Genomic DNA, 10552 nt, shown 5'->3' on the forward strand with positions numbered 1-10552 from the left:
CTTCTCCGTCCGATTGGAGCCGAAGCTAGTGGCCCGCGAAAAGACTGGCAAGCCGTGGAGATGGCCGCGCCTCCTGCTTCTGACCGATCCGGCCCGCCAGCCCGACCCGGAAAAGGCGATCGCCGAGGCGCCGCGCGGCGCGGGCGTCATCTTCCGCGCCTATGGGGACCGGCCCGGCCCGGCGCGTCTTCGCGCGCTGGGACGCATGGCGGCACGGAAGGACATTCTCCTTCTCGTCGCGGGCGATGACAGGGCGGCGCGGGGGCTCGGGGTCGGCGGCCTGCACCTTCCGCAATACAGGCTCAAATATCCGTCCACGGAACATATGTTCCACCCCGCGAGGCGTGGCAAGCCCGGCCTCGTCATCACCGCGGCGGCGCATGACGAGCGCGCGATCATCGCCGCCGCGCGCGCCGGCGCGGATGCCGTGCTGATCTCGCCCGTCTTCCCAACGGAAAGCCATCCCGGCGCGCAAACGCTCGGCCCCATTCGCTATGCGCGGCTTGCAACCCTTGCACGGGAAAAGGGCATGGCGGCCTTCGCGCTGGGCGGCATGACGCAAGCGAGAGCGCGGCGGCTCAGCGGCGCGGCTATGGCCGGTATCGCCGGGATCAGTCTTTTGCGCTAGCGGGCACGGCGTCCCGGTAATCGTCGGGAATATAGCCGAAGCGCGCCATCTGTTCGTGATGGACGGCAATGATGCGGCGCACCTGATCGGGCGTCAGCTTCTCGCGCCACTGATCCTTGCGTCCCTCGCGGAAAAAGGCTTCGGCCTTGGAGGAGCGCTCCTTGAAGCCTTCGCGCTCTTCCTGCGCCTTCAGCATCTTGAAGGACGAGAATTTGATGGCGCGTTCGAGACGCTCCGCGCCGGGCTTCAGGCCGAGGAAATCAGAGACGCGCTTGAAATGCTTTCGCGGCTTGTCGAGCAGATCCTCGTAGCGCAGCACGAGAAGCTGCGGATTGGGATGCTGCGTCCAGCTTCGCACATGGGTGGACCAGGAGGCGTGGAATTCTGGAATGTGTCTCGCGGTCATGGCCGTGGACGTCGTCTCGTCCGCCATCTGCTCAATTGCCTGGTCAAGGGGCTGGCCGAAGTGATGGACGGAGGAGAGCACGACATCGAGCGGATTTCGGACGATGTAGATCGCGCCTGCCGTCACATCCATATTGTGAAGCGGCTGGCGGTGCCATTCGCCGAGAAAATTATGTGTCTTGACGAAGACGGAGTCGGGGAAGGCCTCGGTGAAATCGCGATGCACGGCGGCACGCAATCGCGCGAAGTCTTCAGGAGACATGTCCTCCAGCGGCACTGTGCTGCGTTGGCGATACCAGTCGGCGTCCGACTCGCCAAGGCAGAAGCGATCGAGTTCGTCGAGGGGTACGGGCTTGACCGGGTTCCGCAGCAGATTGTGCAGGAAGGACCGCATCCAGGTGTTGCCGGATTTCGGATAGGAGGCAAGCCAGATCAGAGCGCCCATGTGCAGCCTTCTTTTGTGCGGATCGGCAGCTTTGTAGCAGAGCGGACGAGGATACAGAACGCACAAAAAAAGAGAGCGGGCCGAAGCCCGCTCTCCAATCCGTAACGCCGTGTTCGATCAGAACGCGACGGCGAGCACCAGACCGGCCGACTTCGTGTCGTAGGTCTGCGACGACCAGGTGTTGTTGTGCTTGTTCTGCGCCCACTGCAGGTCGAGGCCGACATCCACGCCGGAGCCGAGGTTGTAGCCACCACCGAGCTGCCAGGTCTTGCTCTCGCGGCCATCGCGACCCGAAGCCGACGACGAATCGTCCTGCGCGTCGAGATAGGCAACGCCGACCGTCCACGGGCCCGTCGCATACTTCAGGCCGAGCGTCCAGACCTGCGCACCGTAGTCCTTGCGGGCAAGGTTGACGCCATACTTGTAGTCGAGGTCGTTCGACTGGTACCAGGCGCCGCCCAGCGTGAAGCCGGCATAGCCCAGATTGGCGCCGAAGCCATATTCCTCAGGCGACACGTCGTTGGTGCCCCAGAAGAGGCCGGAGCCGCCGCCGTCACCGGTCACGTAGAAACCGTCGACGCCGATGTCGACACCGCTGAAGGTGCCGGCATAGTTGGCGGCGATTTCGAAGACGTTGCTCATGCCAAAATCGTTCGGCAGAACGACGAGACGATTCGCCTTCGGATTGTTGTCGTTAGCATCCGGCGTGTAGGAGACGCCGAGCTGGAAGCCGGCGAGACGCGGCGTGAAGTAGCTGATCTTGTTCGAGTCCGTCGCCATGAGCGAGAAGGTCGAGGTGCGGACTTCCGGACCGAAGCCAAAATTGCCGGAGGAAACACCATTATAGATGTTCGGCGAGTCGACGCCGTTGCCCGGCACGAACCAGGGCGACGTGTAGTGCATCTTGTACGCGGCGCCATCCGTGCCGCCGATTTCGAAGCGGCCGAAACCACCCTCGAGATAGGCGAAGAGCTGGCGGAACGAAGCGTAGGAGCTGTTCGCGATGTTGGAAGCGTTGCCCGAGTTCCAGTCGTTGTTGAGCTGGAGCTTCGCATCGACGCCGGCGACGAGGCCGTTGTCCAGCGTGCCTTCGGCCTTGATGTCGATGTTGCGGGCGACGAGCGCGACCTTCGTGCTCTCGAAGGAGCGGCCAAGCACGTCGTCGGCGTCGATGACGTAGAAGCCCGTGACGACGTTGCCGCCGACCGTGACCTTCAGCGGGTCGCTCGCAAGCGCCGGGCCGGCGAGAAGGCCAGCGGTGACCAGAGCGGTCGTCCCAAGGAGTATCTTTTTCATGTGTTCCTCGCAGTGTCAGCGTTTAGCTGTTCAGTTTTACGAGCCAGCGGAAAGCGCTTTATGATCCGTGGTCGCATTCATCGCCGGGCCGACTGAAACTGCCCCCCGAGCGCATGGGCTGATTAATCCCGGGGTAAGCCTTTCCGTCAAGCCGAGGCGCCCCCTTCCGGGTTTGAAAGTCGGCGCATGTTGCGGAAAGGGCACAAGTCATTAAATGAGAGGGCGCAAGGCTTTACCGGCGATGCCCGAAGCCTCGTGATAAGAAGAGGGGGCGGGAAAGGCCCTTTTTCGGCGGCTCTACGAAAGGTCTCTGGCGATTTGTGCTTTTGATGTCACAGATCGCGAAACTCGATTCCGGCGTGGCCTCCGGCGCCGCCATTGCGCGGGCCGGGCCTTGCTCGCTATAAGCGTGGGCGGCCGCTTTTGTCCGTCCCGGGCCTGGAATTTACTTGCTCCGCCGAATGGAGTTGGGCAAGAACGAACGGATGGCATGATCGGCCGGCGCGGGGATCGAAACGGGCTCGAAAGGCCCATGCGTGGCCGGTCCCGGCGGGGTTGAGGGGGCCGCTTCTGGCGGAACCATCCGCCGAAGGCGGGAAATCGGGTCGTAACGCGAGAGGCTTGCCGTAAATCGATGACCAATGACTCAAATATGCGCGTGGCGCGCGAAGCCGGTATGCGCGTGGCGCGCGAAGCTGGTGCGTCCGCCAGGACCTTGCCGGCCGGAGCGGGCAGGAGCATGCGAAACCTTGCGACCGCTTTCGCCATGGCCGGGCTGATCGGGCTTGGCGGCTGCGGCGCCTTCAAGGGCGGGGAGTCGCGCTATCCCAGCACCGAAGGCACGGGGCCCACAAATCCCAACCCGACCGGCGAACGCCAGACCATTTTCGGCTCGGACGGCATCACCCTTTTCGGCGGCGACAGCAAGGCCGAGCAGGGCACCGGCATCGGCATCAACAGCTTCCTCTGGCGGGCCTCGCTCGACACGATCTCGTTCATGCCGCTGACCTCGGCGGATCCGTTCGGCGGCGTCATCATCACCGACTGGTATCAGGACCCGAAGACGCCGGGCGAGCGCTTCAAGCTCACCATCTACATCATGGATCGCCGCCTGCGCGCCGATGGCGTGAAGGTCGCGGTGTTCCGCCAGGCGAAGGACGCCAAGGGCGGCTGGGTCGATGCGGCCACCGATCCGGCGACCGGAACGCAGATCGAGAACGCGATCCTCGTCCGCGCCCGCCAGCTTCGCATGCAGAACATCGAAGCCGGCCAGAAGTAACTCACGGGGCCCGGACCCGGGCCCTTCCAGCATCCGGGGAGCCGTGATCGCCGCTCGAGAAACGGCGATGGCGGCTCGTTTCCGGATATTCAGACAGTGCCCAGCAGACGATGTCGACACGCTACAACGCCCGTGCCAGCGAACCGAAATGGCAGAAGATCTGGGAAGATCGGCAGAGCTTCCGTACACGGAACGATGATCCTCGTCCGAAATACTATGTGCTCGAGATGTTTCCCTACCCTTCGGGCCGCATCCATATCGGCCACGGCCGCAACTATGTGATGGGCGACGTCGTCGCGCGCTTCAAGCGCATGAAGGGTTTCAACGTCCTGCATCCGATGGGCTGGGACGCCTTCGGCCTGCCGGCGGAAAACGCCGCCATGGAGCGCAAGGTCCATCCGAAGCAATGGACCTATGAGAATATCGAGGCGATGAAGGCGCAGCTCAAGCTGCTCGGCCTTTCGCTCGACTGGAGCCGCGAGATCGCGACCTGCGATCCCTCCTACTACGCCGAACAGCAGAAGATCTTCATCGAGTTCCTGAAGCACGGCCTCGTCTATCGCAAGGAAAGCGAGGTCAACTGGGACCCGGTGGACAATACGGTGCTTGCCAACGAGCAGGTGATCGACGGGCGCGGCTGGCGCTCCGGCGCGCTGGTCGAGCGGCGGCGCCTCGCGCAATGGTTCTTCCGCATCACCGCCTTCGCCGACGAGCTTCTCGCCGCGCTCGACGACCTGCCGCGCTGGCCGGAAAAAGTCCGCACCATGCAGAAGAACTGGATCGGCCGTTCGGAAGGCGCGCGCGTCTTCTGGCCGCTGGAAGGCGTGCCCGGCGATCCCGGCTACCGGCTCGAGATCTACACCACCCGGCCCGACACGCTCTATGGCGCTTCCTTCTGCGCGCTGTCGCCCGACCACCCGCTGACGCGCAAACTCGCCGAAGACGACGCCGAACTTCGCGCTTTCATCGCCGATTGCAAGCATGTCGGCACGAGCGCCGAAGCGATCGAGACGGCGGAGAAGAAGGGCTACAGAACCGCGCTGCGCGCCCGCCATCCCTTCATCGAGGGCGCGACGGTGCCCGTCTATGTCGCCAATTTCGTGCTCATGGACTATGGCACGGGCGCGATCTTCGCCTGCCCCGCGCATGACCAGCGCGACTTCGACTTCGCGAAGAAATATGGCCTGCCGATCCTGCCCGTCGTCGCGCCGAAGGATGTGGCCGCCGATGCCGGGAAGCGCGCCGCCTGGGCCGCCGCGCTCCCCGCGGGCGACGAGGCCTATACGGATGACGGCGTCGCCATCAATTCAGGCTTCCTCGACGGGCTCGATGTCGAGGCCGCCAAGCGTGCGGCCATCGAACGGCTGAAGGCCGATGGCGCGGGCGAAGGCACGGTCAATTTCCGCCTGCGCGACTGGGGCGTGTCGCGCCAGCGCTACTGGGGCTGCCCGATCCCGATCGTTCATTGCGAGGCCTGCGGCCCGGTGCCGGTGCCGGAGAAGGACCTTCCGGTCGAGCTGCCGGAAGATGTGAGCTTCGACGTGCCGGGCAATCCGCTCGACCGCCATCCGACCTGGAAGCATGTCGATTGCCCGCAATGCGGCAAGCCCGCGCGGCGCGAAACCGACACGATGGACACTTTCGTCGATTCCTCCTGGTATTTCGCGCGCTTCGCGAGCGAGCCGGGCTCGGCGCCGCTCGGCAGGGAGGCGGCCGACCACTGGCTGCCGGTCGATCAGTATATCGGCGGCATCGAGCACGCGATCCTGCATCTCCTCTATGCGCGTTTCTTCACGCGCGGGCTGGAGAAATGCGGGCGGCTTTCGGTGAAGGAGCCCTTTGGCGGCCTCTTCACGCAGGGCATGATCATCCACGAAACCTATAAGGACACGGAAGGCCGTTGGCTTTTCCCCGAGGATGTGGAGCGCGGCGAGGACGGCAAGGTCCGCAAGATCGCGGACGGAACGCCCGTGACGGTCGGCGCGCCCGAGAAAATGTCGAAGTCGAAGAAGAACGTGGTCCCGCCGGAGGTCGTCGCCGACAGCTATGGCGTCGATTGCGCGCGCTGGTTCATGCTTTCCGACACGCCCCCCGAGCGCGACAGCGAGTGGACGCAGGGCGGCGTCGAGGGCGCCTGGCGGCTCGTCCAGCGCATCTGGCGCCTCGTGGGCGAGGCGGGCGAACGCGCCCGGCTGATCCCGCCGGCCGGCACGCCGAAGCCGGAAAGCTTCTCGGCCGAAGCCGAGGCGCTGCGCCGCGCGGTCCATCAGGCGATCGCCGCGATCGACGAGAATATCGAGGCGCTGCGCTTCAACGTGGCCGTGGCGAACGTCTATGAACTGGTGAACGCGGTCGCATCGGCGGCGGGCACGGCCTCATGGAAGGCCGAAACCTTTGACCGCTCGCTGGGCTGGGCTTTCCGGGAGGCGCTCGAAACGCTGGTGCTCCTCATCGGGCCCATGATGCCCCACCTTGCCGAGGAGGCCTGGCAGACGCTTGGCCATGACGCGCTTCTCGTCGACAGCGCATGGCCGGTTGCCGACCCTGCCCTCCTCGTGGAAGACTCCATCACCATCGCGGTTCAGGTGAACGGCAAGCGCCGGGACGAGCTCACCATTGCCCGCGATGCCGATCAAGCGACGGTCGAGCGCGCCGCGCTCGCCCTCGAGAAAGTGGAGAAGGCCATCGATGGGAAAGCCGTCCGCAAGGTCATCGTCGTACCGGGCAAGATCGTCAACATCGTCGTCTGAGCGCCGCTCCGCGCGCCTTGCCGCCATCATCCTGCTGGCGGCGCTGACGCCGCTCGCGGGCTGCGGGTTCACGCCGCTTTACGGCGAACGCCAGGGGTCCGAGGCCACCGTCTCGAAGCTCGCCAGCGTCGATGTCTCCGTCGCCGAGACGGCGCTCGGCCGGACGCTCAAATACAGCCTCCTCGACCGGTTGTCGGAGAGCGGCGCCGCACCGGCCGGGGCCGCCTACCAGCTCGAGCTCGCCCCGACGAGCTATTCGCAGGACGTCGCCATCCAGCAGAACGCCGCCGTCACCCGCGCGAATTTCGTGCTCGTCGTGCCGTTCAGGCTCGTCGACGTGGCGACTGGCAAGACCGTGCTCAAATCGACCGCCCGCTCGCGCACATCCTACAACCGCTCGGAATCCGAATTCGCCAATCTGACCTCCGCCCGCGAGGCCGAGAAGCGCACGGCCGAGGCCATTGCGGACGACATCAAGCTGCAGCTCAGCGTCTTTTTCGATCGCCAGGCGACCGCGGCTCTCGAGCCGCGCTAGGCTGCGCATGACGGAACGCGCATGAAGATCAAGGCTTCCGACGCCGACCGCTTCGCGGCGAAGCCGGACGCGAGGGTGCGCGCCGTGCTCGTCTACGGGCCGGACGGCGGACTCGTCCGTGAACGGATGAATATGCTGACGCGCAGCGTCGTCGAGGATTTGTCCGATCCCTTCCGCATCGCCGAGATCGGCGATGGCGATCTGCGGGCGGATCCGGCCCGGCTCGCCGACGAGGCCGCCGCCATCGCCATGCTTGGCGGGCGTCGCGTCGTGCGCGTGCGCGGCGCGGGCGACAGTCTCGCCAAGACCTTCGAGAGTTTTCTCGACGATCCCTCGGGCGACGCGCTTGTCGTCATCGAGGCGGGCGATCTCGGACCGCGCTCGAGCCTGCGCAAGCTCTTCGAGGATCGCGGCAATGCCGCCGCCCTTCCCTGCTATGCCGACGATGCGGGCGCGCTTGAAAACGTGATCCGGCAGCGGCTGGCGAAGGAGGGCCTCGGCATCGAGCCCGACGCGCTTGAATATCTGACCGCGAATCTCGGCAGCGATCGCGGCGTGACGATGAACGAGCTCGACAAGTTGTGCCTCTATATGGGCCCGGCCGAAGCGGGCGCTAAGCGCAATGTCGCCCTTGCCGATGTGCGTGTCTCGGTGGGCGACAATTCGGAATCGAGCCTCGACGACGCGGTGGACGCGGCGCTCGGTGGCGACCTTGCGGCGCTCGACCTTGCGCTTCTGCGCGCCCGGGGCGCGGATACGAGCCCGGTCGCCCTCGTCAACGCCCTTTCGCGGCGCCTTCAACAGCTTCACCTGGTGCTCGCCGAAATGGAGACGGGCACGCCCGCCGATGTGGCGATCCGCGCGATGCGGCCTCCCGTTCACTTCAGCCGCGCGGCGCTCCTGCGCCGGCAGCTTGGATTATGGAACAGACGCAAGCTCGGCAAGGCGATGGAACTTGCCATGGAGGCCGAATTTCAGTGCAAGACGACCGGCCTGCCCGAAGACGCGATCTGCGGGCAGGTGCTGATGCGGATCGCCCAGGCCGCGCGAGCGGGTGGGCGTCGCTGATCGGGGCGCTCAGTCGGCGCTGTTGATGCGGGGATTTCCCCGGCCGGCAAGACGGCGGCAGATTTCGTCGAGCTGCTCGAGCGACTTGTAATGGATGCGCACGTCGCCGCCCTTCTCGCCCGCGAAGCTGATCTCGACCTTGAGCCCGAGCTGATCCGAGATATTGCGTTCGAGCGCCAGCGTGTCGGCGTCCTTCTCCGACGCGGTTGAGGCGCCGCGGCGCGGCGCTTCGGAGCCGGTCGTCGCCTTGCGGGTCAGCGCTTCCGCATCGCGCACGCTCAGGCCCTTGGCGACGATTTCACGGGCCAGCTCTTCGGCATTGGGAACGCCGATCAGCGTGCGCGCATGTCCGGCGGAGAGCTTGCCCTCCTCGACAAGGTTCCGCACTCCTTGCGGCAGGCTGAGCAGGCGCAGCGTGTTGGCGACATGGCTGCGGCTCTTGCCGATGAGTTTTGAAAGCTGCTCCTGCGTATACTGGAACTGCTGCATCAGCCGGTCATAGCCCAGCCCCTCTTCGATGGCATTGAGATCGGCGCGCTGCACGTTCTCGATGATGGCGATCTCGAGGGATTCAGCGTCGGTCAGTTCCTTGACGATGACCGGAACCTGATGAAGCTGCGCCTTCTGCGCCGCCCGCCAGCGCCTTTCGCCCGCGACGATCTCATAGGCTTCGCCGCTTCCCTGCACCGGCCGCACCACGATCGGTTGCAGAATGCCCTTCTCGCGGATGGAATTGGCGAGATCGGCCAGATCCTCCTCGCGGAACACATGGCGCGGCTGGAACGGGTTGGCCCGCAGGAACTCGATCGGCACTTCGCGGACGCCGCGCGGAGCAGGCGCGCCTGCATCGCCAAGCGCGAAGGCGGCATCGTCGCCGATCAGTGCCGCGAGGCCGCGCCCGAGCCGGCTCGGAGATTCCTCTGCCATCATCATGTCCCTCTCGTCTTTCGACGGCATTTCCGCCGGTATGGCCGGATTCCCCTTCACCGGCCGCCAGCTTCCCTTGTCTTGTCCGGGGCCTGTCTCAGATGGTGACAGGCTTGGCACTACTGCGTATGGCCGGGTTGTCAAACCCTTTCAGCGCATTAACGTATTTTCTTAATGTGGCCGCCCTCGCCCGCTTCAGGCTGCATTCCGCCGCAGGGCCCGCTCGCGCTGGATCAACTCCGAGGCGAGCTTCATATACGCCTTGCTGCCGGCGCAGCGATGATCATAGACCAGCGCCGGCTTGCCATAGGACGGGGCCTCGGAAATGCGGACATTGCGCGGAATGACGGTGCGATAGACCTTGTCGCCGAGATGCTGGCGCACATCCGACGCCACCTGATCGGAAAGCTTGTTACGCTGATCGAACATGGTGAGCACGATCCCCTGAATGTCGAGGCGGGGATTGAGGCTCGACTTCACGCGCTCCACTGTCCGAAGAAGCTGGCTCAGACCTTCCAGCGCGAAGAATTCGCATTGCAGCGGCACGAGGATCGCGTCGGCGGCCGTCATCGCATTGATCGTCAGGAGATTGAGCGAGGGCGGGCAGTCGATCAGAATATAAGTATAGGGCCGCGCCGTCATGGCGGCTTCCTTCTCGCTGCCGTCCCGGGCCTTGCCGTTTCGCGGCATCCGGGCGAGTGCATCGCGCAGGCGGTGCGAGCGGCGCGGAACACTGGCAAGCTCCAGCTCCGCGCCAAGGAGATCCATGGTGGACGGAACGATATCGAGGCCGGGCACCTTGGTCGGTACGACCGCATCCTCGATCAAGGCAGAGCCGATCAGCACGTCATAGGCCGACACCTTGCGTTCCGCCCTGCCGATGCCGAGGCCGGTGCTGGCATTGCCCTGCGGATCGAGATCGACGATCAGCACCCGTTCGCCGACCGCGGCCAGCGCCGTGCCCAGATTGATGGCGGTCGTCGTCTTGCCGACGCCGCCCTTCTGATTGGCGAGCACCAGGATACGCGGCCGCATTTCCGTCTGCTGTGGCTGGAGGATACGCGCGGTCGCGTCAGTTTCCGGGATCTGCATGGTGGAGCCCCCAAAGCTTCAGCACCGTTCCGGATGGATCGGATTGGCTGGCGATAGCTTCGTGGTCAAATATCCATTTTTTTGCCGCCTGCGTCAATTCATCCGGGGCGCCCTGCCCCTTGAGAAA

General features: G+C 65.1%; 9 protein-coding genes. 5 read left to right on the forward strand and 4 right to left on the reverse strand.

What is annotated here, in order from left to right:
* Positions 1 to 28 precede the first annotated feature (28 nt).
* The gene (locus WBG82_RS11145; protein WP_424424600.1) at positions 29 to 628 is read left to right on the forward strand and encodes a thiamine phosphate synthase; all 600 of its coding nucleotides are present in this window, start codon (positions 29 to 31) and stop codon (positions 626 to 628) included.
* On the opposite strand, the gene WBG82_RS11150 is transcribed toward WBG82_RS11145, so the two are convergent.
* Entirely contained in the window at positions 612 to 1478 is an 867-nt protein-coding gene (locus WBG82_RS11150; RefSeq protein WP_424424601.1) for a sulfotransferase domain-containing protein, read from the reverse strand. The two genes, WBG82_RS11145 and WBG82_RS11150, sit on opposite strands and share 17 nt — an antisense overlap.
* A gap of 117 nt (positions 1479 to 1595) precedes the next feature.
* Positions 1596 to 2774: a porin gene (locus WBG82_RS11155; RefSeq protein ID WP_424424602.1), complete on the reverse strand. Its 1179-nt coding sequence runs from the start codon at positions 2772 to 2774 to the stop codon at positions 1596 to 1598.
* A gap of 634 nt (positions 2775 to 3408) precedes the next feature.
* Between WBG82_RS11155 and WBG82_RS11160 the strand changes: the two genes are divergently transcribed.
* The 4 genes from WBG82_RS11160 to holA all read left to right on the forward strand — a co-directional run bounded on the left by WBG82_RS11160 (position 3409) and on the right by holA (position 8406).
* Positions 3409 to 4053 (forward strand): DUF3576 domain-containing protein, encoded by a 645-nt coding sequence (locus WBG82_RS11160; RefSeq protein WP_424424603.1) that lies wholly within the window; start codon positions 3409 to 3411, stop codon positions 4051 to 4053.
* 110 nt (positions 4054 to 4163) lie between these two features.
* Entirely contained in the window at positions 4164 to 6803 is a 2640-nt protein-coding gene (gene leuS / locus WBG82_RS11165; protein WP_424424604.1) for a leucine--tRNA ligase, read from the forward strand.
* Positions 6742 to 7338 (forward strand): LPS assembly lipoprotein LptE, encoded by a 597-nt coding sequence (lptE, locus tag WBG82_RS11170; protein ID WP_424424605.1) that lies wholly within the window; start codon positions 6742 to 6744, stop codon positions 7336 to 7338. Before leuS ends, lptE begins: the two co-directional genes overlap by 62 nt.
* 21 nt (positions 7339 to 7359) lie before the next feature.
* Entirely contained in the window at positions 7360 to 8406 is a 1047-nt protein-coding gene (gene holA, locus WBG82_RS11175; protein WP_424424606.1) for a DNA polymerase III subunit delta, read from the forward strand.
* A 9-nt stretch (positions 8407 to 8415) separates the two neighbouring features.
* On the opposite strand, the gene WBG82_RS11180 is transcribed toward holA, so the two are convergent.
* Together WBG82_RS11180 and WBG82_RS11185 are read right to left on the reverse strand one after the other, a co-directional pair.
* Entirely contained in the window at positions 8416 to 9339 is a 924-nt protein-coding gene (locus WBG82_RS11180; protein WP_424424607.1) for a ParB/RepB/Spo0J family partition protein, read from the reverse strand.
* A gap of 189 nt (positions 9340 to 9528) precedes the next feature.
* Positions 9529 to 10368, reverse strand: coding sequence for a ParA family protein (locus WBG82_RS11185; RefSeq protein ID WP_324301798.1), 840 nt, complete (start codon positions 10366 to 10368; stop codon positions 9529 to 9531).
* Positions 10369 to 10552 lie beyond the last annotated feature (184 nt).

Source organism: Parvibaculum sp. (assembly GCF_049671045.1).
Lineage (GTDB): Bacteria > Pseudomonadota > Alphaproteobacteria > Parvibaculales > Parvibaculaceae > Parvibaculum.